Genomic DNA, 25,746 nt, shown 5'->3' on the forward strand with positions numbered 1-25,746 from the left:
CCCGACGGCGCTTTGACACTTGGCGGAACGAATGACAGTCCATGTCGGACACGTTCACGTACCGGGTGCGGTCGGCGACATGGCGATGTGGTGTGGGAAATCGGTGTGGTGAGGGCGCGTGGCCGGCAGTGCCTGGCGCCCCTCGGCTCAGTCGGTGGCCGGGCGTCTACCCTTGTGGACGCCCGTATCCGTGAGATCCGCGCCCGCCTCCGTACCGCGAGCGGCGACAACTCCGCTCTCGTAGGCGAAGACGGCTGCCTGCGTGCGGTCACGCAGCGCGAGTTTGTCGAGGATGCGGCTGACGTGGGTCTTCACCGTCGACTCCGCGACGAAGATGTGCTCGCCGATCTCGGCGTTCGAGAGTCCCTGCGCCACCAGTGCAAGCACCTCCGTCTCCCTCCCGGTCAGTTCTGCGACGCGAGCCACGAGCGGGGCGCGCAGCCCGCCGGGGGCGGCGGGCGTGCGGCTGAACTCCTCGATCAGCCTGCGGGTGACGGTGGGCGCGAGCAGAGCGCCTCCCGTGGCCACGACCCTTATGCCTTCGGCGAGTTGACGTGCCGGGGCGTCCTTGAGCAGGAAGCCGCTCGCTCCTGCCCGCAGCGCCCGGTAGACGTACTCGTCCACGTCGTACGTCGTGAGTATCAGCACCTTCGTCGCTGGGGAAGCCGCGACGATCTCACGGGTGGCCTCCAGCCCGTCCATGCCGGGCATCCGCACGTCGAGCAGCGCCACGTCGGGGCGCAGCGCGGCCGTCTTCTCCACCGCCTCCCGGCCGTCGACGGCCTCGCCGGCGACCTCGATGCCGGGCCGGCTCGTGAGCAGCACGGAGATGCCTTCGCGCACCAACTCCTGGTCGTCGGCGATCAGGACGCGTATCGCGGGCTCGTCAGCCATCGGCGGCCTCCACGCGGTCGTGGCCGCCGGTCCCGGCGACGGCAGCGCTCGGCAGGTGACCCGTCACCTCGAAACCACCTTCCTCCGTCGGCCCGGCGTGCAGTTTCCCGCCCAGCATGGCAACACGCTCCCGCATGCCCGTCAGCCCGTGCCCGGCGCCGGGCGAGGGCGGAGCCGCGTGCTCGGGCGGCTCGTTGACGATGCGGAGGCCCAACCCGTCCCGCATGTATCGGAGTTCGACCGTGACCGGTGCCTTCGGAGCGTGGCGCACGGCGTTGCTCAGCGCCTCCTGCACGATGCGGTACGCCGACAACTCGACGCCGCGCGGCAGTTCACGCACCTCGCCCGTCACCGTCCTGCCGACGGGCGTACCGATGGCGCGTACGCCCGTGAGCAGAGCATCCAGATCGGCGAGGGCCGGTTGCGGCGCCTCGACACCACCGTCACCGGATGCCGCAGCGGGCGGCGCCGACTGCTCCGCCCGCACGACGCCGAGCACGCGACGTAGCTCGGCGAGAGCGGCGACGGCGTTCTCCCGCACATCCCCGAACGCCTTCACGAGTTCGGGCGGCGGCGCCTCCACGCGGTACGGTGCGGCCTCCGCCTGGATCGCGACGACGGACATGTGGTGTGCCACGACGTCGTGCAACTCCCGTGCGATGACGGCGCGTTCCTCCAGCAGCATGCGGCGCGAGCGCTCCTCCTCGGCCGCCGCCGCGTACGCGGCCGCCTCCGCGCGGGCCTCACGCAGACCCGTCGCGGCGAGCGCCGCCAGCGGCATCGGCGCCGAGACCAGCGCCATCGCCCAAGTGCCCACGCTCAACGGGCCGTTGCCCGCTGCCGCGAGCGCGACGACGAGACCCCACAGACAGACCACGGCCCGCAGCCGCAGCCTCAGCGCGACGATCGTCATCACCGCGACGAACGCCAGGAGGCCGGCCGTCGCCCACGGGCGCCCCTGCGAGTCGTAGAAGAGGAAGCCGGGCCAGGACCTGACGTCGGCGAACGGAAAAGGGCCCGCCAGGCCTCCGGGGTGGAAGATGCTGACGGATGTGGCCGCCACCAGCAGCCATCCCGCGAGAACCGGCCGGTGGAGCGTCAGCAGCAGCGAGCCCACGACGAGCGTCACGCCCGCGACCTTGTCGGCGTCCCCGACGCCGGCCTCGTACTGGAAACGCACCAGGAGCAGGACCAGCGCCAGCACCGCGGTGTGCGGCGCCCGTCGAAGCACCGCTCCGGCCGGGGCCGGCAGCACGCGGCGGGCCCGCGCCGGCAGCGGCAGCCGGGCCAGGGGCGGCAGCGGACGCCGGATGAGGGCGTCCCGCACGAGGTCGCCGAAGAGGTCACGCACGAGCTGGACGGGCATGGCAGCGACCATATGAGGGCCGCCGGGCGTGAGCATCCGCCCCAGGTCGCATCGGTTCGCGTCCCTCTCAGGGACTACGCGGAAGCGCGCGAAGGACTTAAGGTCCACGTCAGGGGCGGGGCCACCCGGATTCCCCGCACGGCTCCGCAACCCGGGCGCCGTGGCCGGTGGCTCCCGGATGACAGTGAATCCCCGACAACACCGTGGTCCGCCGAGACCCGTGGTCCCCGTGATCCCGTACGAAAGGAACGACCGTGCGCGTCGCCGTCCTCGACGACTACCAGCAGGCCGCCCACCACTTCGCCGACTGGCAGAGTCTGGACGCCGAAGTCACCTTCCTCCACAAGCACATCTCCGACGACGACGCACTCGCCGAGGCACTGCGCGGTTACGACGTGGTCGTCGCGATGCGCGAGCGCACACCGTTCACCGCCGAGCGGTTCGAGCGCCTTCCCGACCTGCGACTGCTCGTCACGACCGGGATGGCCAACGCCTCGATCGACGTGGCCGCCGCCGAACGCCACGGGGTGACCGTCTGCGGCACACAGAGCCCCGCGACCGCGACGCCGGAACTCACCTGGGCGCTCATCCTCTCCCTGCTGCGCCACATCCCCGCCGAGTCGACCGGGGTGCGCGAGGGGCAGTGGCAGCACTCCATAGGCGGTGACCTGTACGGACGCACCCTCGGCATCGTCGGCCTCGGGCGGCTCGGATCGAGGGTCGCCGCCGTCGGCCGGGCCTTCGGCATGCGCGTACTGGCCTGGAGCAGCAACCTCGAACCCGCCACCGCCCGCGAGCGCGGTGCCGAGCCGGTCAGCAAGCAGACCCTCTTCTCCGAGGCCGACATCGTGACCGTCCACTACAAGCTCAGCGAACGCAGCCGGGGGTTGATCGGCAGCGAGGAATTGTCGTGGATGAAGTCCACGGCGTTTCTCGTCAACACCTCTCGCGGCCCGCTGATCGACACCGAGGCCCTCGTCGACGCCCTGATCGAGGGCCGCATCGCCGGTGCCGGCCTGGACGTCTACGAAGTGGAGCCGCTGCCCGCCGACGCCCCGGTGCGCACCGCGCCCCGCACCGTGCTGACCCCTCATATCGGATACGTGACCGAGGGGACCTACCGGGTCTTCTACGGGGAGGCGGTGGAGGACATCGCCGCCTGGGCGGCGGGAGAGCCGGTGCGCACGCTGACGTCGTGAACGGGCGGGCGTAGCTGCCGGGTCCGGGGCCGACCCGGGTCCGGCTCCGGGTTCGCTCCGGGTCCGGCTCACGCCCTCGGACCGGGCTCCTCCGGCAGCCCCTGGACCTGGTCCTTCGGCTGTTTTCGGCCCGCCGCGCGTACCGCTCCGGCCGATGCGACCCTGGCGGGTGACGGACACCCGAGTGAAGGGACCGCGGCATGGCTAAGCGAGTGGTGGCCGACTCCTACGGCGGCCCTGAAGTCCTCTCCCTGATCGACTCCGACGTACCGGCCCCGGGAGCGGGCGAGGTCACGGTGCGCGCCATGGCCATCGGGGTCAATCCGGTCGACTACAAGCTCTACAGCGGCAACATGGGCGCCGACCCGGCGGCGCTGCCGATGCCCGTGGGGCTGGAGCTGTCCGGAGTGGTGACCGCCGTCGGCCGGGACGCCCGGGGTCCTGCAGGGCCCCTGTCCGTGGGTGACGAGGTGATGGTCAACCCCGCCCCCGGCGCCTACGCGACCGAGGTGACGGTGCCCGCGTCGAGCACCGCGCCGAAGCCCCCGGAACTGTCGTGGGAGGAAGCGGCCGGGCTGCGGCTCGCCGGTTCCACGGCGGTGCACGCCCTGACGGTCATCGGTGTGTCCGCGGGCGAGACCCTGCTGATCCACGGTGCGTCGGGCGGCGTGGGCCTCCTCGCCGTGCAGATCGCCGTGGCGGACGGCGTGAGGGTCATCGGCACTGCGAGCGAGGAGCATCTCGGTGCCGTCGAACGCTACGGGGCGACCGCGCTGCGGTACGGCGAAGGCCTGCGGGAACGCGTACTCGAGGCGGCCCCCGGCGGCGTGGACGCGGTGATCGACACCTCCGGCAGGCGTGAGGCGATCGACCTCTCCCTCGAACTCGTGCCGGATCCCTCCCGCATCGTCTCCATCCTCGCCTTCGACCGTGGCGACACGGGCATCAAGCTGATCGGCAGCGCCCCGAACGCCGACCCCGGCACGGAGATCAGAGCCGCGTCGTGGCAGCGGCTCGCCGACCTCGCGCGCCAGGGCGAGCTGGAAGTCCGCGTGGCCCGCACGTACTCCCTCTCGGAGGCGGCCGAGGCGGACCGCTTCGTCGCGGAGGGGCACCCCGGAGGCAAGGTCGTCCTGCTGCCCTGACGGAACCGGCGGGGGCCCGGCCGCCAGTGGCCAAGGCGCCGCTACGGGGCAAGTGAGCGGGGGCGGTGCGGTCCGGACACCGCGCCGCCGCCGGCCTCCTCCGAAGCAGACCCCGCCGAACCAGCCGATGTCCGGACCGCACCGCCCGCCTGCCGGCTGGCCGGACCGCTCACAGCCGCTCGCCGAGGAAGGCGAGGGTGCGCTCCCAGGCGAGCTGCTTCGAACCCGGGTCGTAGGTGCCCAGGTGGTCCTCCTCGTTCGCGAAGGCGTGGCCCGCGGGATACCGCTCGATGGTCACCTTCGCCCCGGACTCCCTGCGGATGCGCGCGGCGATCTCCTCGGCGCGCTCCGGTGTGGCGTTCTCGTCCAACTCGCCGTAGTGGCCTAGGACATCGGCGCTCAGATTCGCGAAGTTCACCTCGTCGTCGCTGGCCACGCCGTAGTACGGAACGGCCGCGGCGATCTTCTCCCCCGCCTCCGCGGCGAGCGCCAGGACGAAGCCGCCGCCCATGCAGAAGCCCACGGCCCCCACTGCGTCTCCCCGCACGGCCTCGTGGCCGAGCAAGTAGTCGACGGCGCCGACGAGTTCGCGAACCGCACGGCCCATGGGCAGCTCCGAGGCGAGACGTGCCGCGTCGTCGCTGTCGTGGGTGGTGCGGCCGCCGTAGAGGTCGGGCGCGAGCGCCACGTAGCCGGCGGCGGCGAACTGATCCGCCACCTCGGCGATCTGGTCGGTCAGCCCCCACCACTCCTGGATGACGATGACTCCCGGACCGGTGCCGCTCTCGGGGAGCGCCAGATAGCCGTAGATCTCCACGCCGTCGGCGTCGAAGCGCAGGTTCTGGCGCAGCGGTGGTGCAGACACGGGGGTCCAGCCTTTCTGCTCGGTGTCGTCCGTACGGACATGACTGATGACGGGCCGCGCGCCGGCCCGCGAGTCCGGAGAGTGCCCGGCCGCGACGCAGATAACCCGCCATGGCCGAATCACACACATACGGGCCCGGGCGCGAGCCGTTCGTCGTTCGCCCCGGGCTCCGGCACCGTAGGTGCGCAGCGCCCTGACGCGCCAGGACGTGACGTGGCGGTGTGTCAGCACTCCCCGGGCACCGAGGAGTCCGCCGCGAGTTGCCGGACCCGCTCCGGCGTGGGGTAGTCACCGGTGTGTTCGAAGCCGGCGAGCGTCGCGTGGCGGCCGGACAGGTAGCCGGTACGGAAGAAGTCGTTGCCGGTCGTGGCGTCGAGAAGCCAGCTGGCCGCGGTGCGCAGGCGGGCGTTGCCGGTCCTCAGCGCCGCGAGATGGTAGCCGCGTGTTACCAACTGGGCGGGCAGACCGCTCAGTTCGACGCCGAGGGGGCGTGCCACGGCGTCCAGCCCCCCGAGGTCGACGACGAGGCCCAGGTTCTTGTGCTCGTAGGGCCGGGTGGGCCTGCCACGCAGCACGGCCGCGACATTGCTCGCGGCCCGCCGCCCCTGGCGCATGGCGTGCTGCGCGGTGGGCGGGCAAAGGGGAACGCCCTCGTCGCCAGGACGGGCGCCGCGCCTGGCACCGTCCGCCACCAGATCGGGTACGGCCGCCGCGTCGCCGAGCGCGAAGACGCCGTCCCTGCCGGGCACCCGCAGGTCGGCACCGACCGCGAGGCGCCCCTTGACCGTCTCGGCGCCGAGTGTGGCGATCAGCGGGCTGGCGGCCACTCCCGCCGTCCAGATGAGCGTGTGGGTGGGCAGCGAACGCCCGTCGGTGAGCCTGACCGTGCCCTCGGAGACGTCCGACACGGAGACGCCTAGCGAGACCTCCGTGCCGCGTGCCTCGATGATCGCCAGCGCCTTGCGGCCGAGGCGGTCGCCGAGCTCAGGCATCAGCTTCGGGGAGTGGTCGACGAGGTGCCACTTGATCCAGCGCGGATCGATGCGGCGGTAGCGGGACGCCGCTGCGGCCGTCAGGCGCTGAAGGCAGGCGACGCTCTCCGTCCCCGCGTAGCCGCCGCCGACCACGACGAACCGCAGCCGCGCCGCGCGCTCCGCCTCGTCGTGCGTGACGGCGGCGAGGTCGAGCTGTGCGATGACGTGATCGCGGATGTAGGCCGCCTCGGCCAGTGTCTTCATGCCGCGCGCCCGCCGGTCCAGCCCCGGGATGTCGAAGGTGCGGGTGACGCTGCCCGGCGTGAGGACCAGAAGGTCGTAGCGCTGGTTGACCAGCTCGCCGGTGATCATCCGTACGACGCACACCTTCGCGTCGGTGTCCACGCCGATGGCGGTACCCGGGACGATCCGCGTACGCCGCAGGACGCGGCGCAGAGCCGGTGCGACGGCCTCGGGGGTGAGCACGCCCGAGGCGACCTGGGGAAGGAGCGGCAGATAGAGCTGGTAGTCGTCCGGGGTGACCAGCGAGATCTCCGCCTCGCTGTCGGCGAGTTCGCGCTCCAGTCCGAGCGCGCACCGCACCCCCGCGAAGCCGCCGCCCACGATGAACACCCTGGGTCGGTCCATGATTGCTTCGCCGCCCCTCGCTGGCCGGGGTCCGTCGGTCCGGACCCGTCCGTCCGCGCGGGGGCGGCTCCGTGCGAAAAGGCTCGCACGGGGCGGGTGGGGCCGCATCCGCACGCGTACGGACGGCGACGGCGGGTCGGGTCCGCACCGCAAGCCCGCTCGGCTCTCTTCTTGTCAGCGGGCCGGACCCGACCCCGTCAGTGCAGGAGCTTGAGCCCGACCACGCCGGCGACGATGAGCAGCAGACACAGCACACGTGCCGCCGTGACGGGGTCCCCGAGCACCGCCATCCCGTACGCGGCGGTGCCGATGGCTCCGATCCCCACCCAGACGCCGTAGGCGGTGCCGAGCGGGATGTGCACCACCGCGTACGACAGCCCGGCCATGCTGCACGCCAGCGCTCCGACGAAGAGCAGCGAAGGCCACAGCCTGTGGAAGTTGCCGGACGCCTCCAGGGCACTCGCCCAAACGGTCTCCAGCACCCCCGAGACGATGAGAACCACCCAGGCGAGAGTCATCCGACGCGCTCCACTCCGCTCGCTTCGCACGCTGACGTGCCGACTGCCGCTCAGCAGTCGATCACACGCGCACGGCGGCCGGTGCCAGGAGCCCCCGCGTCAGAGGCCGATGTCACCGCCGTCCTTGCGCCAGACGCTGACGACCGAGGGGCGTACGTATGCGTCCGGTCCGTCCGGCCACTGGGAGGCGGGCTTCTCGACGCTCGCGCCGTCCTCCTCGCCGGGGTGCTGCACGGCGACCAGGACGCGCCGGTCCTGAACGATGGGCCCGCAGGTCTCGGCGGCGTTGGGCATGGTCAGGAACTGCCGCACCTCACCGCGCCGCGGCCCCGACGTGGCGACGCCGAACAGGCCGTCGTGGAAGCCGAGTTGGGCGTCGTCCGTGGAGATCCACAGATTGCCGAAGTCGTCGAAGGCGACGTTGTCGGGGCAGGAGATGGGGCTGACCTGGTCCTTGGGGAAGCCGCCGAAGTAGGTGTCCGGGTCCTCCGGATCGCCGCACACCAGGAACAGCCGCCACGTGAAGCGGCGGGCGGCCGGATCGTCACCGTGCTCGGAGAACTCCAGCACGTGTCCGTGCTTGTTGCCCTTGCGGGGGTTGGCCTCGTCCGGGCCCGCCTTGCCCGTGGCGCCGCGGTCGGTGTTGTTGGTGAGGGCGGCGTAGACGCGTCCGGTGCGGGGGCTGGGTTCGACGTCCTCGGGGCGGTCCATCTTGGTGGCCCCGGCCTTGTCGCCCGCGATGCGCGTGAAGACGTAGACCTCCTCCGCGGTCATGCCCTTCACGTGTGACTCGTCGCCGGTGGCCAGCGGGATCCACTTGCCGCGGCCGTCGAACTCGTGGTCGTCCGAGGGGAGTTCACCCGAACCGTCGATGTCGTCCTCCGGGCTGTCACCCGTCAGCTTGGCGACGTACAGCGTGCCGTGGTCCAGGAGCGTCATGTTGTGCTCGTGGTCGGACCGGCTGTCGCCGCGCCGCATCCGCTTCGACGAGACGAACTTGTAGAGGTATTCGAAGCGTTCGTCGTCGCCCATGTAGACCACGGCGCGGCCGTCGCTCGTCAGCCGCGGCTGCGCGCCCTCGTGCTTGAAGCGGCCGAGCGCCGTGCGCTTGCGGGGCTTGGAGTCCGGGTCGTACGGGTCGAGTTCGACGACCCAGCCGAAGCGGTGCGGCTCGTACGGCTCCTTCGTGACGTCGAAGCGGTCGTCGAAGCGCTCCCACTTCCGCTCCGTGTCGGTGCCCTTGAGGGCGTAGCGCTCGAGCCGCTTGCGGTGCTCGTCGTCCTTGACCTTCTCGGTGTTGGCGAAGTACTGGTCGACGTTCTCCTCGCCGTGCAGCGTCGTGCCCCACGGAGTCGTGCCGCCCGAGCAGTTGTTGAGGGTGCCGAGCACCGTGGTGCCGTCCGGGTCCGCCGAGGTGCGCAGCCATGTGCTGCCGGCCGCCGGGCCGGTGACCTCGAAGGGCGTGGTGCCGGTGACGCGGCGGTTGAGGCGGTGGCGCGGCACCGGCCGCAGCGCGCCCGAGTCCTTCTCCCCCTCGACGACCACGACGGAGAGGCCGTGCGCGGCCCAGCCGATCTCGGCCTGCTCACGAGTGGGGTCGTCCGCGTCGTAGCCCGCGAACATCAGGATCTCGTCGGTGTATTCGTGGTTGGCGACGAGCAACTGCCGCCTGCTGCCGCCCTCCTTCTCGCTCAGAGGGAGCAGCGACAGGAAGTCGTTGTTGTAACCGAACTGTCCTTCCTGCGCCTTGGCCGACTGCTTCTCGGGATCGAAGTCGGGGGCACCGCGCAGGATCGGTTCGCCCCAGCGGATCACGATGTTCTGCTCGTACCCCTTCGGGACGGTCACCTTGTCGTCGGTGTTCGGCTCGACCGGCGTGAAGCGCAGGCCCTTGGCGGGCTTGCCCTTGGCCTTGCCGTCCGCGGCCGACACCGCGCCGGCGGAGTCCGAGCTGCAGGCGCCCGTACCGGCGGCGGCCACCACCCCGGCGACGGCACCGGCACGCAGGACTGACCGGCGCGAGAGCGTGCGGGCGATCAGGTCACCGGCGTACTCGTTGCCGCTTGTGTTGGGTGCCTCGTGGAAGCAGGCGTCACCACACCGGTAACGGCAGGTCATGGCCGACCTGCCGCCCGGGTGCGAGCCGAGCACCGTCAGCAGCTTGCGCATGTTCCCCTCCGGATCTCCGTACATACGGCGGTGACGCGACGCTATGGGCGCCGACCCGCGAGGAGACGACCTGACGATGAACCCCGGGTGAATCCCGGCCCAGCCTCAGGAAGCGGCGTCAAGGAGATGCCGGCGCGGGCGGCGCGTCCTCCCGTGCGCCCTGTCGGACCCGCGCTCGCTACTGGTTCGATTGTCGCGCTGCCCCCTGTCCGTCCCCGAGCCCGTGGAACAGGAGTTCCCGTGACGATGACGATCCGCGCCGCCGAGAAGCGCGACGCCCTGGCAGTGGCCGAACTGATCGAGGAGGTCGAGCGGTTCTACGCGGCGCGCGTCAAGGCGCCGGAGCCGCCCCTGGAGGAACGCAGGCGCCAGGTCGAGGAGGCTCTCTTCGGCTCGCCGCCCATCGCCTCGGCGCTTCTGGCGGTCGACGCCGCGGGCGGCGTCGCCGCCCTGGCCGCTTACTCGTTCCTGTGGCCCGCGGCGTGGACGTCCCATTCGCTCTTCCTCAAGGAGCTGTACATCCGCGACGCGGCACGCGGGAAGGGCCTGGGCAGGCGGCTGATGCGGGAGTTGCGGGACATCGCCGCCGCGCGTCCCGGGTGCAGCCGCATCGAGTGGACGTCGGACACCGGCAATCCGGACGCGCGCGCCTTCTACCGGTCGCTCGGCTTCACCGAGCTGGAAGGCAAGGTCATCTACCGGGTGGACGCGGGGACGCCTTGAGCCCGGCGGTTCAGCACGGCGGGTCGGAGCAGGGGTCCGGCGTTATCCAGTCGACGCGGTGCTCCAGCCAGACCGCGCAGGCCCAGGACAACAGCAGCAGTGTCAGGGCCACCACGGCTGCGATGACGACCGCCCGCGTGCCGCGCCGGCCCCGTCCACGGAACACGGCGCGCGTGAGGGACCAGGTGAGCAGAGCGATCAGCGGGAAGCCGGCGACCATGCCCGGCAGTTCGATGTACAGCAGGCTCCAGTCGCGCTGATCCTCGAAGCCCCCGATCACCCCGGAGCGCGCGACGGCGAACCACACCCCGAACCCGGTCGCCGCCGCGACAGCCGCGACGAGGCACCCGGCAGCGGCGGCGGCCGTCCCCTCACGCCCGTCACGATCCTCACGCGATTCCATGCCAACACGGACGCCCGCTTCGGCACGGCAGTTCCCGTGCGCGGCGTCTGCGTGCCATCTCACGGACCGTGCGCCCGGATCGGGCATCGACGGTACGGTCCGCGTGGGCGTGTTCGTGCTCCCGGGCGGGGGCGGGAGCACGCCTCGCGGATCAACGCGCCTGGCGACGCCGCTTCGCGGGCGCGGGCACGGAGGCCTGCGCGGATGCGGGCGCCGGGACCTTCGCGCGGACCATCAGCGTGCCGACGTTGTCCGGATCGGGCGCGGGCAGGACGCAGGCGTCGATGCCCGTGAAGCCGTTGCGCTTCAGCAGATCCGCCCACATCTCGGTGGAGTACGACCAGCGCAGCACCGTCAGCCGGCGACCGCTGAGGCCGTTGGCGTACATCGCCTGGGGGCCGTAGAAGCCCTCGATGGGCTCGGCCTGCGAAAGGGCCAGCACACCACCGGGGTTGAGCCGGCGGCGGGCCAGCGGCACCAGCCGCTCGGGGTCGGTGAACCAGACGGCGCCCCATCGCGAGAAGACCGCGTCGAACGTGGCGGTCGTCTCCGCGAGATAGTCGCAGGCCTCCGCGGTGACGAAGGAGAGCCCGGGGGTGCCCTCCCACCACAGGCGCGCGCGTGCGGTCTGCGCGGGTGAGAAGTCGAGCGCGGTCACCTGGACTCCCGTACGGGCCAGGAAGACCGCCTCCTTCCCCTCGGCGGAGCCCAACTCCAAGGCCGTGCGCGGCTCTCCGATGAAGCCCGCTCCAGGGCCGTGCCCGGGGTACTGCGTCCACTCGAACGAGTCGACAGCGGGGGCGGACGGCGTCCCGTCCCCCTTGTGCGGCTTGTAGGTGTCCCAGTACTCGGGAAGGCTCTTCGACGTGAGAGGCATGTGCGTTTTTCCTCGCGGGGTGCGGGCGCTGATGTCACCTGCCCCGTCACCGTAGGGTCCGCCTCCGCCGGCCAGTGCCGTGACGGCGTTGCTTCACCCGAACGTGCTGCGGCTCGTACGGACGGCTGGGCCGCGGCATGCTCGTCGGCCCGGCAACGGTCCGAACTCGCAGCCGGGCTCCGCCCGTTCGGTCGACGAACGAGCCCCAGGGCTGATCGGCGCGCCGCATCGGTGCGGGCCCCCGCGTCCGCGGGACGACCCGTAGATCGCCGTCACCCGGGGTACGGTCCACGCCCCCGGGTACGGTCCGGTCAGCGCACGCCGTGCCCGGTACGCACATGCCGGGACGGCGCGAGGATCCACAGAGAGGCGGCGAGAGGCCCGTGAGCACATTCGATTCACCCGTCCCGCGGTTCCATCTGGCCATGCCCGTCGACGACTTGGACGCCGCCCGCCGCTTCTACGGTGACGTGCTCGGCCTCGAGCAGGGGCGCAGCTCGGAGACGTGGACGGACTGGAATCTCCACGGGCATCAGTTCGTCACCCACCTCGCCCCCGGCGACCGCGCTCACGGCGCGCACAATCCCGTCGACGGACATGACGTGCCCGTACCGCACTTCGGCCTGATCCTCACCGTGCCCGAATTCCACAAGCTGGCGGACCGGCTGCGCGCGGCGGACACGGAGTTCGTCATCGAGCCGTATGTGCGCTTCGAGGGACAGCCGGGCGAGCAGTGGACGATGTTCCTTCGCGATCCGGCCGGCAACGCCCTGGAGTTCAAGGCGTTCGCCGACGACTCGCAGGTCTTCGCGACGGACTGACGGCCCTCTCCCGACGCCCGCCCGGTTCCGCTCCAAACGCCCGTCCGGTTCCGCTCCCGACGCCCGCCCGGTCACCGCACGGCTCGGGCGAGAGCTGACGGGACAGCGCGCCGGACGCGCGGAGCTGCGCACGATCAGAAGGCCCCTTGTCCGGCTGGTGCCGGGCAGGGGGCTTGTTCCGTTCCGGGCGGGGCCCTGGTGTTTGTCAGGGCGGCTGCCATTCGGGCTGGACCGGCCGGAGGCCGCAGCTCACCCGAAGGCGGCAGAGCCGCCCCAGACACGCGCCGCAGGCGCGTGTCCTTGAGGAACGTGGAGAAGTCGCGACCGATCCGGGGCCGCTGGTGGCGCGATGGACGGGCAGTGGGTTCTGCCAGCGCGGCAGGTTGCTGACGCGCGCGGGACCGTTCGGATGATGTCCCGTCATGTCTCTTTGGCGCCCTTTAGGAATTTTGTATCACTAGCGGTACAGGTCGGGAAGCGCCAGGACTCTCCTGTCCTCCCTACCCCCTGGCCGTCGCCTCTACCACCGACCGGCAGCGCCCCTCGAGGGGCCTGTCCCTCGCAGAAAAGAGAGCCGATGAAGCCCACCCGTGTCGCCCTCACCGCCGTCGGCGCCGCTCTGGCCGCAGGCACCCTCACTGTCCCCGCCGCCCACGCCGCCACCGCGGTGCCGTGCTCCGCAACCGCCCTCATCGAGGCCATCAACGACGCGAACAACAGCAACGGCGACACCCTCACCCTCGCCGCAGGGTGCAACTACGACCTCACCGCCGCCGACAACGACGAGAACGGCCTCCCCGTCATCACCACACCCATCACCATCGTCGGCAACAACGCCACCATCTCGCGCAACGCCACCGCCACCGACCAGTTCCGCATCTTCGAAGTCGGCGACAACGGACGCCTCAGCCTCCAACGACTCACCATCCGAGGCGGGGACACCACCGGAGAGGGCGGAGGCATCCTCACCTCCGCCGGGGGCGACCTCCGCCTCGTCACCGCCGTCACCGTCACCGACAACACCTCCGGCACCTACGGTGGCGGAGTTTTCATCGCCGAGGACGCCAGGGCGACCATCACCAACAGCGCCATCAACGACAACACCACTGACCTGGAAGGCGGAGGTCTCAGCAACAGGGGCAACACCACCCTCAACACCACCACCCTCAACAGCAACAACGCCGGCAACTACGGCGGCGGGCTGGACAGCGACGAGGGAACCCTGACCGCCACCAGAACGACCATCCGCAACAACGAAACCGACGACGGTGCTGCCGTCGACTTCGACGGCAGCACCGTCACCTTCAACAGCAGCACCATCACCGGCAACACCACCAGCAACAACTCTGCCGCCGGCGTCGGTATCTACAACTCCACGGACTCCCTGACCCTCAACCAGACCACCGTCAGTGACAACACCGCCAACGGCGAGGACATCGAAGGGGGCGGCATTCAAAACTTCACCCCCCTGACCCTCCGCCAATCCACCGTCAGCGGCAACACCCTCAACGGCGACGACAGCCAAGGCGCTGGCATCTACAACGACGACGCCGAGGTGAGTCTGATCAGCAGCAGGGTCTCGGGCAACAGCATCACCGGAGCCAACGGACAAACCGGCGGCATCCACAACAACGGCGGGACCCTGTCCCTGAACAGCAGCCGAGTCACCGGCAACTCCTCCACCGAGGCACCCGGCGGCCTCTTCACCGACACCCCCATCACCTTCATCTCCTCCGCCATCACCAGCAACACCCCCACCAACTGCACCGGCAGCCCTGTCATTCCCCCCGGCTGCAACAACTGACCCACCACCGCAACGCCGCGCCGGTCCGCACAGAACCACGCCAACAGTGCGGATCGGCACCCCTACGCACGCACTCACAGCCGACCCCGTCGGCGGACTGTCAGATCCCAACACCGCTGGCAACGCCCTGGAGTTCAAGGCGTTCGCCGACGACTCGCAGGTCCTCGCGACGGACCGACGCCACCCCGTTGGGCCGTCCGGCCGCGGCTCACCGCGCAGCACAACGGCCCCGGCACGCACAACTCGCATGCGTGCCGGGGCCCTTGGCACCAGTGGTGCCGGTGGTGGAGCCGGTCAGCCGACGATGCCGGAGGCGCCCTCGACGGCGGGGACACCGGCGTTCAGCGTGGCGCTGACGCCGCCGACGCCGGGGACGGCGCCGCTCACGGTGGCCGCGGCACCGCCAGGGCCGGGGGTGACGTCGACGCCGGCGAGGCCCCCGGGGAGGGAGGCGCCCACGCCGCCGGAGACGTTGTCGAGGTCGGCGTCGGAGAGCTCGGCGGTCTCGATCTGGTCGCGCATAAAGTTCCAATCAACGAGCGGGGGGACATCTGTCCGGTGATACCGGAGTGAGGGATCACAACATCTCAGCGGTGCCTGCTGCCACTCGTCACACTCGTCTCTTTCATCATCGTCACGTGATCTTCCGATTCGTTACCGATCTCTGCATCGGTGACGGCCCGGGACCGCGCGGACCCGGGACGACCGGGCACGCACAGGGGCCCCGGCACGCATGCTTCACATGCGGCGCGGGGCCCCTGAGAGCGAAGGTGCTCAGGCGCGCGCTCAGCCCACCAGGCCGGTGACGCCGCCGACGTTCGGCACGGCGCCGGTCAGGCCGGGGGCGCTGCCGCTGACGCTGCCCGCGACGCCACCGACGCCGTCGACGGCGCCGGCCACGCTGCCGGTGACGCCTTCCAGGCCTGCGGCGAGGTTCCCGCCGACGGAGGCGCCCACGCCGCCGGAGACGTTGTCGAGGTCGGCGTCGGAGAGCTCGGCGGTCTCGATCTGAGGTGTCATGTCACGCATGGAAGTTCCAATCAACGAGCGGGGGGAACGTCTTTCCGGTGAGACCGGAGGTCCGGGGATCAGAACATCTGAGGAGCGCTCGATTCCACTCGTAGAAACCTTCTCCATTCGATCCTCACGTGATCTCTCGATTTGTCACGGCGATCTGACCGGAGAGCCCGTGACGCACACAGAACCGTTTCATTGAACGCCAGTTGTGGCCGTGACACCTTCCCGCTCGGATGCAGGACCGCACGGCTCGCCAACTCCGTCAGTGCCTCGGACGATTGGGACGGTATGTCTGCGAATACGCCGCGCCCCGGCGGGCGTTCAGCGTCGCGACGTACCGGGGAGATCGAGGCGGGCCCACACCTGCTTGTGGTCGGAGTGCTCCGAGTGGCTCAGGGTGCTCGACCGGACCCGCACCGACGGCGAGACGAACACGTAGTCGATCTTGCCCTTGCTGTGGCTGGGCTGACCGGACCGGCACGGCGCGTACCGGGCGCGCGGCAGCTGAGCGGCACGGCGCTCGGGCTTCATCGCGTCGAGGCAGGGGCCCGATGCCTCCTTGAACGCACCTCGGGCCCCGTGCCCGTAGTCGGGGTGGTAGAGGCGGTCGAGGACACCGGAGAGTGGGAGGTCGTTGATGTCCCCGCCGAGCAGCACCGTGTAGTCCTTGTACCGCGAGGTCAGGATCCGCTGGACCGTGGCGACCTCGCGCTTCCGGCTCGCCAGGTAGTCGCCCCCGGACGGCGTGAGGTGGGCGGAGCAGACCACCAGCTTCCGCGGCTCGGAGCGCACACAGACCATCTCGCGGTACTCGTCACCGGAGGTGGAGCCCAGCTGGTGCACGTCGGCGTCGTCCTTGTCGAACCCGAGGCCCTTGCGGAAGACGATCGTGTTGCCGAAGTCGGTGGGGTGATGGCAGCGCGCGGGCGTTCCCGGATTCCTCTCCAGGTTGTCGACGGGGCTGAACAGCACCGTGTAGCCGGGCAGTCGGTCCTCGAGCCGCTCGTCCCAGTCCTGGCAGGTCTCCTGCATCGTGAGGAAGGCCGCCTTGCGGTCCTTCACGTCCTCGGCGAGCCCGTCGGGCGCGGTGTTGCCCTCGTCGCCGTGCTCGGTCGTCCCGCCGGCCATGTTGAACTGGCCGATCACGAACGTGCCCGGCTCCGGCCCGGACGGTTCATCCGAATCCGACCCGGTGAGCAGCACGACGGCGGCCACGAGGCCCGCCACGACCACGGCGGAGAGCGGGGCGATCACGCGACGGATGGCGCCCTCCATGGTCCGGTCCCCGTGTGTGAAGTTCGGTACGCGCGCAAGCATGCAGAGGCGCGCGAGGAGCGTCAACAGGCGAACCCGGCCGCCGCCCCCATCGGTGCCCGCCCCTCCGCACCGTCGCCCGTGGGGTCACACAGGGTTATGGGAAGGAAACCGGTGCCCCCGGACAGTTAGGATTTCGACCATGGCGGCCACTGGAACAGAGCAGACGGGATCGAAGGCGTACTACGTCACGACCCCCATTTACTACGTCAATGACGCTCCCCACCTGGGCCACGCCTACACGACCGTCGCGGGCGACGTGCTCACGCGCTGGCACCGCCAGCGCGGCGAGAAGGTGTGGTACCTCACCGGCACGGACGAGCACGGTCAGAAGATCATGCGCACCGCCGAGGCGAACGGGGTCTCACCGCAGGAGTGGTGCGACCGCCTCGTCGAGGAGGCGTGGAAGCCCCTCTGGGAGCACCTGGAGATCGGCAACGACGACTTCATCCGTACGACGGAGAAGCGGCACACCGAGCGCGTCGCTGAGTTCGTCCAGGATCTCTACGACAAGGGCGAGATCTACCAGGGCGGATACGAGGGCCCGTACTGCGTGGGCTGCGAGGAGTACAAGACCTACGGCGAACTGCTGGAGGGTGAGGGAGAGTTCGCGGGCCAGAAGCTGTGCCCCATCCACCGCACGCCGGTCGAGATGCTCCAGGAGGAGAACTACTTCTTCAAGCTGTCCGAGTACGGCCCGAAGCTGCTGGAGCACTACGAGCGGCACCCGGAGTTCATCCAGCCCGAGTCCGCACGGAACGAGGTCGTGAACTTCGTCCGGCAGGGCCTGGACGACCTGTCGATCTCCCGCTCGACCTTCGACTGGGGCGTCAAGGTGCCCTGGGACGACAAGCACGTCATCTACGTCTGGATCGACGCGCTGCTCAACTACGCCACGGCGGTGGGCTACGGGGCGGACCAGGAGCGCTTCGAGGGGATCTTCCCCGCGGACGTGCACCTCGTGGGCAAGGACATCCTCCGCTTCCACACGGTGATCTGGCCCGCGATGCTGATGGCCAACGGACTGCCGCTGCCCGGCAAGATCGTCGCCAACGGCTGGCTGATGGTCGGCGGCGAGAAGATGTCCAAGTCCAACCTGACGGGCATCTCCCCGCAGCAGCTCACGGAGCACTTCGGAGTCGACGCCTACCGCTGGTACTTCATGCGGGCCATCGCCTTCGGGCAGGACGGATCGTTCTCCTGGGAGGACTTCTCCGCCCGCTACACCAGCGAACTGGCCAACGACTACGGCAACTTGGCCTCGCGCGTCGCGGCCATGGTCGGCAAGTACTTCGGCGGCACGCTGCCGGAGGCGACGGCGCACGGCGACGCGGAGCAGGCCGTCGTGGACGGGCTCGCGAAGGCGGTCGCCTCGGCGGACGAACGCATCGGCGACGAGCTGGACTTCTCCGGCGGCATCGCTGCGGTCTTCGACTTCATCAAGCAGGTCAACGGCTATCTGACGGAGCAGGAGCCCTGGAAGGTCGCCAAAGACAAGTCCGACGGGGCCCAGGCCCGGCTGGCGACGATCCTCTGCACCGCGGCCGAGTCGCTGCGCGCGTGCGCGGTGCTGCTGAACCCGATCATGCCGGAGTCCTCGGCGAATCTGTGGGCGTCGCTGGGCGCCGAGCCGCACCTCGGCCGGCTCTCCGACCAGAACATGGGCGACACCGCCCGCTGGGGTCAGCTCCCCGCGGGCGCGACGGTCACGAAGGGCGCGGCACTCTTCCCGCGCCTGGAGGACCCGGCGCAGTAGCCGGCACACAGCGGTGAACCCCCGGGCTCTGCCCGGGGGTTCGTCATTTCACGGACCGGTCCGGCCGGGCGGCGTCAGGGTCGTCCAACGAGTTCGATCACACATCGCGCTCCGGTGCCACGTACGAGGCGTCATGCGCCGTGTAGTTCGCTGTCAACTCCCAGATCCTGGGCAGGAGATGCTCACACGACGCCCGCTCGATGGGCAGCAGGGGAAGCGCTCGCAACGCAGGCAGTCCGTCTAAGAGGGGGTGGATCCACCGGAGCCACGACGGCACCGCACAGACCCGGGAACGAAGCGCCACGAGGCGCACGGTGCCGCCCCCCCGAAGGGCTAGAGCTTCGGCTTGCGCACCGACAGGTGCAGCTCCTTCAGCCGCGCCTCGTCGACCTCGCTGGGGGCGCCCATCATCAGGTCCTGCGCGTTGCCGTTGAGCGGGAACGCGATCGTCTCGCGGATGTTGGGCTCGTCCGCCAGCAGCATCACGATGCGGTCGATGCCGGGGGCGATGCCGCCGTGCGGCGGGGCGCCGAAGCGGAACGCCCGCAGCATGCCGCCGAATTCGCGCTCGACGTCCTCGTTGGAGTAGCCCGCGATCTCGAACGCCTTGAACATGATGTCCGGTTCGTGGTTACGGATGGCGCCCGAGGAGAGCTCCACGCCGTTGCAGACGATGTCGTACTGCCACGCCAGGACCGACAGCGGGTCCTGCGTCTGCAGTGCTTCCAGACCGCCCTGCGGCATGGAGAAGGGGTTGTGGGAGAACTGGACGGCGCCGGTCTCCTCGTCCTTCTCATACATCGGGAAGTCCACGATCCAGCAGAAGCGGAAGACGCCTTCCTCGAAGTGCCCGGCGCGCTTCGCGGCCTCGACACGGACCGCGCCCATGATCTTCGAGACCTCGTCGAACTCGCCCGCACCGAAGAAGATCGCCGTGCCCGGCTCGGCCTTGAGCGCGGTCAACAGCTGCGTGACGTCGTTCTCCTCGAGGAACTTGGCGATCGGTCCGGTCAGCGTGCGGTCCTCGCCCACGCGGACCCAGGCCAGACCCTTCGCGCCCTGCTCGACGGCGAACTCGCCCATCTGGTCGAAGAATTTGCGCGGCTGGTCCGCGGTGTCCGGCACGGCCAGCGCCCGTACGTGCTTGCCGGCGAAGGCCTTGAAGCCCGAGGCCTTGAAGATGTCGGAGACGTCCACGAGCTCGAGCTGCGCACGCAGATCCGGCTTGTCGGAGCCGTACTTGAGCATCGCCTCGCGGAACGGGATGCGCGGGAAGGGCGAGGTGCACTCGCGGCCGCCGCCCAGCTCCTGGAAGAGGTCGGTCATCACCTTCTCGATGACCCCGAAGACGTCCTCCTGCTCGACGAAGCTCATCTCCATGTCGAGCTGGTAGAACTCGCCGGGCGAGCGGTCGGAGCGGGCGTCCTCGTCACGGAAACAGGGCGCGATCTGGAAGTAGCGGTCGAAGCCCGCGATCATCAGCAGCTGCTTGAACTGCTGCGGCGCCTGCGGCAGCGCGTAGAACTTCCCCGGGTGCAGCCGGGAGGGCACCAGGAAGTCCCGCGCGCCCTCGGGCGAGGTGGCCGAGAGGATCGGCGTGGCCAGCTCGTTGAAGCCCTCGGCGACCATCTTCTCGCGGATCTTCGCGATGACCTGCGAGCGCAGCACGATGTTGCGGTGCATGCGTTCGCGGCGCAGGTCCAGGAACCGGTATTCGAGGCGCCTCTCCTCGTTGACCCCGTCCTCCGCGTTGATCGTGAAGGGGATCTGCTCGGAGGCGCCGAGCACCTCCACCTCGCCGACCTCGACCTCGATCTCACCCGTCGGCAGCTCGGAGTTGACGTTGTCGGTACCCCGCGCGCGGACCTTGCCGTCGACGCGTACGACGGACTCCTTCGACAGCGAGCTCAGCTGCTCCTGGACCTCGGTCTGCTCGGGCCGTACGACGAGCTGCACGATCCCGTAGTGGTCACGAAGATCGATGAAGAGGATGCCGCCCAGGTTCCGCCGGTTGTGCAGCCAGCCGCTGAGGCGGACGTCGGTACCGACGTCCGGGGCACGGAGCTCGCCGCAGGTGTGGGAACGGTACCGGTGCATCAGTCATCCAGTCGTGGGTCGGCAGCATCTGGGCCAGTTACTTGGGGGCACCCCATGCCGGAGGCTATGGGGGAAGTCGGCCCTTCAGAATACCGCCCTGGCTCAGCCCCACTCGCCCCGATTTCCCCAACGCACATAAAGTGGGGCAATGCACACCGAGGACGTGCTGAGGGCCACCGGGACCGGGCTGTGGCGTTGGGACAGCGAGACCGGTGCTTCCACCGTAGACGTCCTCACCGCGGAGCTCCTCGGCGTCCCCGTCAGGCGGGGGCACGTGACGGACACCGAGCGCTCCGTCTCCGTCGCCGGACCGGGCTCGGACACCCCCTCGGAAGAGGCCGAACGGGACCGCCCGGTGAACGTCCCCGTCGAGGGCGGCACCCTCACACTGGCCGAGCCCTCCATCCGCTCCCGGATCCACTTCTCCGACTACGTGGAGCTGACCGAGACCGCAACCCTCGCCCTGGCCGAGTGGACCCTCGTCGAAGCGGTGCTGCGCATCGTCGACGAGCAGGGGGACGTCGCGCGCAGGGTGCGGACCCGGATGATGCCCGTCGACGAGGACGGGACGATCTCCCTCATCGGGACGATCTCGCTGGTGCCCGAACCGGGCACCGCGGAGCCTGCGGCCGCCGAACGCGTGCGGCCGTCCGGGGAGCCGTCCGGGGAGGAGGACACCCTCCACCAGAACCGGGACGCCTTCCTGCTGCACACAGGCCTGGCGCTGGCGGAGGCCCGTACCACCGCGGAGGTGCTGCGGATCGGGGGCTCGCTGGTCATCCCCGGCTTCAAGCCCCGCGCCCTCGCCGTCTTCAGCCTCGAACGGGGCCGGCTGATCCTGGTCGGGCCTCCGGGCCAGCGGCCGGTGCCGCAGCATCTGCTTCCGTTCCTCGAGATGCCCGTCGAGACCGACCATCCGGCCGCCGCCGTCGTACGGTCCGGGCGGCCGGTCTACCTGCCGTCCCCGGAGGACTACCAGCGCGAGTTCCCGGCCGCATGGCCGCAGGTGGAGCCGGTCGGCAACCGGGGCTGGGCGTTCCTGCCGCTCACCGTCTCCAAGCGCACGCTGGGCGCGTGGATGGTGGCCTTTCCGGAGCCCGTCCGGTTCACCCCGGAGGGCCGGTCGCTGCTGGCCAACGTCGCGCGCATGCTCGCCCAGGCGATCTCCCGCACGTCCATGCACGAGACGGAGCTCCAGCTCTCGTCCGGTCTGCAGCGCACGCTGAGGCCCACGCGCAAGCCCGGCATCGAGGGCATGAAGCTGGCGGCCCGGTACATGCCCTCGGGCGGCGGGCTGGAGGTCGGCGGCGACTGGTACGACGTGATCCCGCTGCCATCGGGACGCACGGGCCTGGTGATCGGCGACGTGCAGGGCCACGACGTGCGCGCGGCCGGTGTCATGGCGCAGCTGCGCATCGCGCTGCGGGCGTACGCGGCGGAGGGCCACCGCCCGGACGCGGTCCTGGCACGTGCCTCGCGCTATCTGGCGGGGATCGGGCGGCCCGAGGTGATGACCGGCGGCCCGGGGGAGAAGCCCAGCGAGGAGGCGCCCGCGGCCGGGGCCTTCGGAGGTCTCCTCGAGGACGAACGTTTCGCCACCTGTCTCTACATGGAGGCCGACCCCGTCACCGGAACTCTCGACATCGCGCGCGCGGGCCATCCCGACCCCGCGATCTGGCTGGCCGACGGGACGATGCTGATCAGAGCCACCGCGGGCGGACTGCCGCTGGGGGTGGAGCCGGGCACCGAGTACCCGACGACGCGGCTCGTGCTGGAGCCGGGCGAGACGCTGCTGGTGTGCACGGACGGGCTGATCGAGGTCGGCGGGCACACCATGGACACCGGGTGGCGGCGCATCCAGGCCGTCTTCAGGGATCAGTCCGTCAAGGACTCGGGAACACCCACCGACCTGGAGCAGCTCGCGGACGCGCTCATCGGCTCGGCTCAGCAGCCGCTCACCGGGGAGGCCACCGGCCCGCTGGCCGACCGCCGCGCGGACGACATCGCGCTGCTGCTGCTCACCCTTGACCCCACCTTTGCCGCCGAGCGAGCGGCGGCCGCGGTCGGCGTCGTTCGCCGTACGACGTTCACCGTCGCGCAGGCGGAGCCGGACCGCATCGGCGAGGCCCGGCACCAGCTCCAGGGCATGCTCTTCGACTGGGAGAGCGAGGACCAGATCGACGGGGCCGTGCTGATGCTCTCCGAGATGCTGACGAACGTGCTGGTCCACACCGAGGGCGACGCCATGATGGTCGCCGAGTGCAGCGGCGAACGGGGCAACAGGCTGCTGCGCGTCGAGGTGGCCGACACCAGCGACGCACTGCCGCACCGCCGCACGCCCGGCGAGCTGGCCTCGTCCGGCCGGGGGTTGATGATGATGGAGCTGCTGGCGGGCTCGTGGGGCGTGGACCCGCGCGGCGAGGGCAAGAGCATCTGGTTCGAGATGCGCGAGAACGTCTCGTCACCGGCCTGGGCGTGATGCCGTTTCCGGCGCCTCGGCCGAACGCGCAGGCCGGGGCGGGCCATGTTCACGCCGCCGGACCCTCACTGTGCAGGCCACCGTGGAGCAGGCGGGATTTGTCAGACGCCGCCCAGCTAGCCGTACATGCGGCGCATCGCGAAGTCGACCATCTCCTCGACGGCCTTCGCATCGATGACCACGCGGTGCTCGCCCTCCATGTCCAGCACGAAGCCGTAGCCGGATGGCAGCAGGTCCAGCACCTCTGCACCCGTGATCACGAAGTAGCGGGACTCCTTGCCCGCGTAGCGCCGCAGCTCCTTGAGCGTCGTGAACATCGGGATCACCGGCTGCTGGGTGTTGTGCAGCGCAAGGAAGCCCGGGGTCTCACCGCGCGGGCAGTAGACCTTCGACGTCGAGAAGATCGACTGGAAGTCCTCCGAGGTGAGGGTTCCGTTGGTGAACGCGCGCACGGTCTCGCGCAGCGACGGCGGCGACGCCTGCTCGGGGTAGAGCGGCTGCCCGTTCCCCGGCTGACCTTGCTGCCCGTAAGGGGGAGGGGGCGCCTGCTGGGCTGCGTACTGCTGGTGAGCGGCCTGCTGATGTCCGGCCTGCTGCTGGTGGCCGTACTGCTGCCCGGCGTGTGGATAGCCCTGCCCCGCGGCGGCGGTCTGGTCGTAGCCGTACATAGGAGAAAGAGTAACGAGTCACAGATGGGCGGTGAGGGGTTGCTTCTTATTACCGGCCGGTAGCATCATTGTCCGTAGACACAGTTGACTACCTGTCCGTCGAGTGAGACCACACGGAGCCGTTGCCATGGGGCACTACAAGTCGAATCTCCGCGACATCGAGTTCAACCTCTTCGAGGTGCTCGGCCGCGACACGGTGTACGGCACCGGACCGTTCGCGGAGATGGACGTGGACACCGCGAAGAGCGTGCTGACCGAGATCGCGCGCCTCGCCGAGAACGAGCTGGCCGAGTCGTACGAGGACTCCGACCGCAACCCGCCGGTCTTCGACCCGGAGACCAACACGGCTCCCCTTCCTGAGTCGTTCAAGAAGAGCTACAAGGCCTACATGGACGCCGAGTGGTGGCGCCTGGGCACGCCGGAGGCCATCGGCGGCACCACCGCACCGCGCTCGCTGCTGTGGAGCTTCGCCGAGACCGTGCTGGGCTCCAACCCGGCGGTCTGGATGTACGCGTCCGGCCCGGCCTTCGCCGGTGTCATCCACGACGAGGGCACCGAGGAGCAGCTGAAGGTCGCCCAGCTGATGGTGGACAAGCAGTGGGGCTCCACGATGGTGCTGACCGAGCCGGACGCCGGCTCGGACGTCGGCGCCGGCCGCGCCAAGGCCACCCGGCAGGACGACGGCAGCTGGCACATCGAGGGCGTCAAGCGCTTCATCACCTCCGGTGAGCACGACCTCTCCGACAACATCGTGCACTTCGTGCTCGCGCGCCCCGAGGGCCACGGCCCCGGCACCAAGGGCCTCTCGCTCTTCCTCGTCCCGAAGTACGACTTCGACTGGGAGACCGGCGAACTGGGCGACCGCAACGGCGTCTACGCCACCAACGTCGAGCACAAGATGGGCCTGAAGGCCTCCAACACCTGCGAGCTGACCTTCGGCGCCAACGCCCCCGCAAAGGGCTGGCTGCTCGGCGAGAAGCACGACGGCATCCGTCAGATGTTCAAGGTCATCGAGTTCGCGCGGATGATGGTGGGCACCAAGGCCATCGCGACGCTCTCCACGGGCTACCTCAACGCCCTCGAGTACGCCAAGGAGCGCGTGCAGGGCGCCGACCTGGCACAGTTCACCGACAAGAGCGCGCCCCGCGTCACCATCACGCACCACCCCGACGTGCGCCGCTCGCTGCTCACGCAGAAGGCGTACGCGGAGGGCATGCGCGCGCTCGTCCTCTACACGGCGTCCGTGCAGGACGAGATCGTCATCAAGGAGTACCGCGGTGAGGACGCCTCCGCCGCGGAGCGGCTGAACGATCTGCTCCTGCCGATCGTGAAGGGCTACGGCTCGGAGAAGTCCTACGAGCAGCTCGCGCAGTCGCTCCAGACCCTGGGTGGCTCCGGCTACCTGCAGGAGTACCCGGTCGAGCAGTACATCCGCGACGCCAAGATCGACACCCTGTACGAGGGCACCACCGCGATCCAGGGTCAGGACTACTTCTTCCGCAAGGTCGTCCGCGACCAGGGCCAAGCGCTCACCACGCTGTCCGAGGAGATCAAGAAGTTCCTGGCCGAGGCGAAGGGCGGCGAGGAGCTGGCCGGCGCCCGCGAGGAGCTCTCCCGCGCGGCGGTGGAGCTGGAGGCGATGGTCGGCGCCATGCTGACCGACCTCGCCGCCACGGAGAAGGACGTGAAGTCGATCTACAAGGTCGGCCTGAACACCACGCGCTTCCTCCTCTCCTCCGGCGACGTGGTCATCGGCTACCTGCTGCTGCGCGGCGCGACGGTCGCCGCGGAGAAGCTGGCCGACGCCTCGCTGACGCTCTCCGCCAAGGACAAGGCGTTCTACCAGGGGAAGGTCGCCGCGGCGAAGTTCTTCACCGGGAACGTGCTGCCCTCCGTGGCCGTCGAGCGCACCCTGGCCGAGAACGTCGACTCCTCCGTGATGGAGCTCGACGAAGCGGCCTTCTGACCCGCTCTTCCGCCCGCTCGCACCGAGCGCCGGATCCCCCCAT

General features: G+C 70.2%; 22 protein-coding genes. 8 read left to right on the forward strand and 14 right to left on the reverse strand.

Annotated elements, in window-relative coordinates; translation table 11 throughout:
* Nucleotides 1-147: 147 nt before the first annotated feature.
* Nucleotides 148-894 (reverse strand): response regulator transcription factor, encoded by a 747-nt coding sequence (locus I004_RS36670; RefSeq protein WP_078511887.1) that lies wholly within the window; start codon nucleotides 892-894, stop codon nucleotides 148-150.
* Entirely contained in the window at nucleotides 887-2,260 is a 1,374-nt protein-coding gene (locus I004_RS36675) for a histidine kinase (RefSeq protein ID WP_037978303.1), read from the reverse strand. The genes I004_RS36670 and I004_RS36675 overlap by 8 nt, the downstream gene beginning before the upstream one ends.
* Before the next feature lie 254 nt (nucleotides 2,261-2,514).
* Here I004_RS36675 and I004_RS0128190 point away from each other — a divergent pair, with 254 nt between their 5' ends.
* Together I004_RS0128190 and I004_RS0128195 are read left to right on the forward strand one after the other, a co-directional pair.
* The gene (locus I004_RS0128190) at nucleotides 2,515-3,459 is read left to right on the forward strand and encodes a D-2-hydroxyacid dehydrogenase family protein (protein WP_028438213.1); all 945 of its coding nucleotides are present in this window, start codon (nucleotides 2,515-2,517) and stop codon (nucleotides 3,457-3,459) included.
* 200 nt (nucleotides 3,460-3,659) lie between these two features.
* Entirely contained in the window at nucleotides 3,660-4,604 is a 945-nt protein-coding gene (locus tag I004_RS0128195; protein WP_028438214.1) for a zinc-binding dehydrogenase, read from the forward strand.
* 169 nt (nucleotides 4,605-4,773) lie between these two features.
* On the opposite strand, the gene I004_RS0128200 is transcribed toward I004_RS0128195, so the two are convergent.
* From I004_RS0128200 to I004_RS0128215, 4 genes are all read right to left on the reverse strand, one after another.
* A complete protein-coding gene (locus tag I004_RS0128200) occupies nucleotides 4,774-5,469 on the reverse strand; it encodes a dienelactone hydrolase family protein (RefSeq protein WP_028438215.1) in 696 nt (231 codons plus the stop codon).
* Nucleotides 5,470-5,693: 224 nt separating this feature from the next.
* The gene (locus I004_RS0128205) at nucleotides 5,694-7,091 is read right to left on the reverse strand and encodes an NAD(P)/FAD-dependent oxidoreductase (RefSeq protein WP_028438216.1); all 1,398 of its coding nucleotides are present in this window, start codon (nucleotides 7,089-7,091) and stop codon (nucleotides 5,694-5,696) included.
* A 197-nt stretch (nucleotides 7,092-7,288) separates the two neighbouring features.
* Nucleotides 7,289-7,609: a DMT family transporter gene (locus I004_RS0128210; RefSeq protein ID WP_028438217.1), complete on the reverse strand. Its 321-nt coding sequence runs from the start codon at nucleotides 7,607-7,609 to the stop codon at nucleotides 7,289-7,291.
* Between the two features lie 99 nt (nucleotides 7,610-7,708).
* Entirely contained in the window at nucleotides 7,709-9,778 is a 2,070-nt protein-coding gene (locus tag I004_RS0128215; protein WP_028438218.1) for a PhoX family protein, read from the reverse strand.
* Nucleotides 9,779-10,024: 246 nt separating this feature from the next.
* Between I004_RS0128215 and I004_RS0128220 the strand changes: the two genes are divergently transcribed.
* The gene (locus I004_RS0128220; protein ID WP_486580637.1) at nucleotides 10,025-10,501 is read left to right on the forward strand and encodes a GNAT family N-acetyltransferase; all 477 of its coding nucleotides are present in this window, start codon (nucleotides 10,025-10,027) and stop codon (nucleotides 10,499-10,501) included.
* A 10-nt stretch (nucleotides 10,502-10,511) separates the two neighbouring features.
* On the opposite strand, the gene I004_RS37795 is transcribed toward I004_RS0128220, so the two are convergent.
* Complete coding sequence (locus I004_RS37795) at nucleotides 10,512-10,904, reverse strand: hypothetical protein (RefSeq protein ID WP_051345536.1); 393 nt, start codon at nucleotides 10,902-10,904, stop codon at nucleotides 10,512-10,514.
* Nucleotides 10,905-11,055: 151 nt separating this feature from the next.
* Nucleotides 11,056-11,781 carry a class I SAM-dependent methyltransferase gene (locus I004_RS36685; RefSeq protein ID WP_051345537.1) on the reverse strand — a complete coding sequence of 242 codons (726 nt, stop codon included), beginning with the start codon at nucleotides 11,779-11,781 and terminating at the stop codon, nucleotides 11,056-11,058.
* A gap of 383 nt (nucleotides 11,782-12,164) precedes the next feature.
* Here I004_RS36685 and I004_RS0128235 point away from each other — a divergent pair, with 383 nt between their 5' ends.
* Complete coding sequence (locus I004_RS0128235; protein WP_028438220.1) at nucleotides 12,165-12,602, forward strand: VOC family protein; 438 nt, start codon at nucleotides 12,165-12,167, stop codon at nucleotides 12,600-12,602.
* A gap of 577 nt (nucleotides 12,603-13,179) precedes the next feature.
* Nucleotides 13,180-14,406 carry a right-handed parallel beta-helix repeat-containing protein gene (locus I004_RS36690; RefSeq protein WP_051345538.1) on the forward strand — a complete coding sequence of 409 codons (1,227 nt, stop codon included), beginning with the start codon at nucleotides 13,180-13,182 and terminating at the stop codon, nucleotides 14,404-14,406.
* Nucleotides 14,407-14,700: 294 nt separating this feature from the next.
* On the opposite strand, the gene I004_RS39700 is transcribed toward I004_RS36690, so the two are convergent.
* The 3 genes from I004_RS39700 to I004_RS0128255 form a co-directional block, all read right to left on the reverse strand.
* Nucleotides 14,701-14,928, reverse strand: a complete 228-nt coding sequence (locus I004_RS39700) for a hypothetical protein (protein ID WP_028438221.1) — start codon at nucleotides 14,926-14,928, stop codon at nucleotides 14,701-14,703.
* 264 nt (nucleotides 14,929-15,192) lie between these two features.
* The gene (locus tag I004_RS0128250) at nucleotides 15,193-15,426 is read right to left on the reverse strand and encodes a type A2 lantipeptide (protein ID WP_486580528.1); all 234 of its coding nucleotides are present in this window, start codon (nucleotides 15,424-15,426) and stop codon (nucleotides 15,193-15,195) included.
* A 318-nt stretch (nucleotides 15,427-15,744) separates the two neighbouring features.
* Nucleotides 15,745-16,698, reverse strand: a complete 954-nt coding sequence (locus I004_RS0128255; RefSeq protein ID WP_028438223.1) for an endonuclease/exonuclease/phosphatase family protein — start codon at nucleotides 16,696-16,698, stop codon at nucleotides 15,745-15,747.
* 181 nt (nucleotides 16,699-16,879) lie between these two features.
* Between I004_RS0128255 and metG the strand changes: the two genes are divergently transcribed.
* Nucleotides 16,880-18,493 (forward strand): methionine--tRNA ligase, encoded by a 1,614-nt coding sequence (gene metG / locus I004_RS0128260; RefSeq protein WP_028438224.1) that lies wholly within the window; start codon nucleotides 16,880-16,882, stop codon nucleotides 18,491-18,493.
* A 97-nt stretch (nucleotides 18,494-18,590) separates the two neighbouring features.
* Here metG and I004_RS40575 read toward each other — a convergent pair whose 3' ends face one another.
* Nucleotides 18,591-18,719 carry a hypothetical protein gene (locus I004_RS40575; RefSeq protein WP_486580531.1) on the reverse strand — a complete coding sequence of 43 codons (129 nt, stop codon included), beginning with the start codon at nucleotides 18,717-18,719 and terminating at the stop codon, nucleotides 18,591-18,593.
* A gap of 107 nt (nucleotides 18,720-18,826) precedes the next feature.
* Nucleotides 18,827-20,590 (reverse strand): aspartate--tRNA ligase, encoded by a 1,764-nt coding sequence (gene aspS, locus I004_RS0128265; RefSeq protein ID WP_028438225.1) that lies wholly within the window; start codon nucleotides 20,588-20,590, stop codon nucleotides 18,827-18,829.
* A gap of 148 nt (nucleotides 20,591-20,738) precedes the next feature.
* Between aspS and I004_RS0128270 the strand changes: the two genes are divergently transcribed.
* Nucleotides 20,739-23,069, forward strand: a complete 2,331-nt coding sequence (locus I004_RS0128270) for a SpoIIE family protein phosphatase (RefSeq protein WP_028438226.1) — start codon at nucleotides 20,739-20,741, stop codon at nucleotides 23,067-23,069.
* 116 nt (nucleotides 23,070-23,185) lie between these two features.
* Here I004_RS0128270 and I004_RS0128275 read toward each other — a convergent pair whose 3' ends face one another.
* Nucleotides 23,186-23,737, reverse strand: a complete 552-nt coding sequence (locus I004_RS0128275; protein ID WP_028438227.1) for an SseB family protein — start codon at nucleotides 23,735-23,737, stop codon at nucleotides 23,186-23,188.
* 127 nt (nucleotides 23,738-23,864) lie between these two features.
* On the opposite strand from I004_RS0128275, the gene I004_RS0128280 reads away from it, so the two are divergent.
* Nucleotides 23,865-25,703: an acyl-CoA dehydrogenase gene (locus tag I004_RS0128280; protein ID WP_028438228.1), complete on the forward strand. Its 1,839-nt coding sequence runs from the start codon at nucleotides 23,865-23,867 to the stop codon at nucleotides 25,701-25,703.
* The last annotated feature ends 43 nt before the right edge of the window (nucleotides 25,704-25,746 follow it).

Source organism: Streptomyces sp. TAA486 (assembly GCF_000426165.1).

Coding starts and splice junctions, on each gene's coding strand:
- I004_RS36670 (WP_078511887.1), bottom strand. CDS start 894: ATGGCTGACGAGCCCGCGATACGCGTCCTGATCGCCGACGACCAGGAG.
- I004_RS36675 (WP_037978303.1), bottom strand. CDS start 2,260: ATGCCCGTCCAGCTCGTGCGTGACCTCTTCGGCGACCTCGTGCGGGAC.
- I004_RS0128195 (WP_028438214.1), top strand. CDS start 3,660: ATGGCTAAGCGAGTGGTGGCCGACTCCTACGGCGGCCCTGAAGTCCTC.
- I004_RS0128205 (WP_028438216.1), bottom strand. CDS start 7,091: ATGGACCGACCCAGGGTGTTCATCGTGGGCGGCGGCTTCGCGGGGGTG.
- I004_RS0128210 (WP_028438217.1), bottom strand. CDS start 7,609: ATGACTCTCGCCTGGGTGGTTCTCATCGTCTCGGGGGTGCTGGAGACC.
- I004_RS0128215 (WP_028438218.1), bottom strand. CDS start 9,778: ATGCGCAAGCTGCTGACGGTGCTCGGCTCGCACCCGGGCGGCAGGTCG.
- I004_RS0128220 (WP_486580637.1), top strand. CDS start 10,025: ATGACGATCCGCGCCGCCGAGAAGCGCGACGCCCTGGCAGTGGCCGAA.
- I004_RS37795 (WP_051345536.1), bottom strand. CDS start 10,904: ATGGAATCGCGTGAGGATCGTGACGGGCGTGAGGGGACGGCCGCCGCC.
- I004_RS36685 (WP_051345537.1), bottom strand. CDS start 11,781: ATGCCTCTCACGTCGAAGAGCCTTCCCGAGTACTGGGACACCTACAAG.
- I004_RS36690 (WP_051345538.1), top strand. CDS start 13,180: ATGAAGCCCACCCGTGTCGCCCTCACCGCCGTCGGCGCCGCTCTGGCC.
- I004_RS39700 (WP_028438221.1), bottom strand. CDS start 14,928: ATGCGCGACCAGATCGAGACCGCCGAGCTCTCCGACGCCGACCTCGAC.
- I004_RS0128250 (WP_486580528.1), bottom strand. CDS start 15,426: ATGACACCTCAGATCGAGACCGCCGAGCTCTCCGACGCCGACCTCGAC.
- I004_RS0128255 (WP_028438223.1), bottom strand. CDS start 16,698: ATGGAGGGCGCCATCCGTCGCGTGATCGCCCCGCTCTCCGCCGTGGTC.
- metG (WP_028438224.1), top strand. CDS start 16,880: ATGGCGGCCACTGGAACAGAGCAGACGGGATCGAAGGCGTACTACGTC.
- aspS (WP_028438225.1), bottom strand. CDS start 20,590: ATGCACCGGTACCGTTCCCACACCTGCGGCGAGCTCCGTGCCCCGGAC.
- I004_RS0128270 (WP_028438226.1), top strand. CDS start 20,739: ATGCACACCGAGGACGTGCTGAGGGCCACCGGGACCGGGCTGTGGCGT.
- I004_RS0128275 (WP_028438227.1), bottom strand. CDS start 23,737: ATGTACGGCTACGACCAGACCGCCGCCGCGGGGCAGGGCTATCCACAC.
- I004_RS0128280 (WP_028438228.1), top strand. CDS start 23,865: ATGGGGCACTACAAGTCGAATCTCCGCGACATCGAGTTCAACCTCTTC.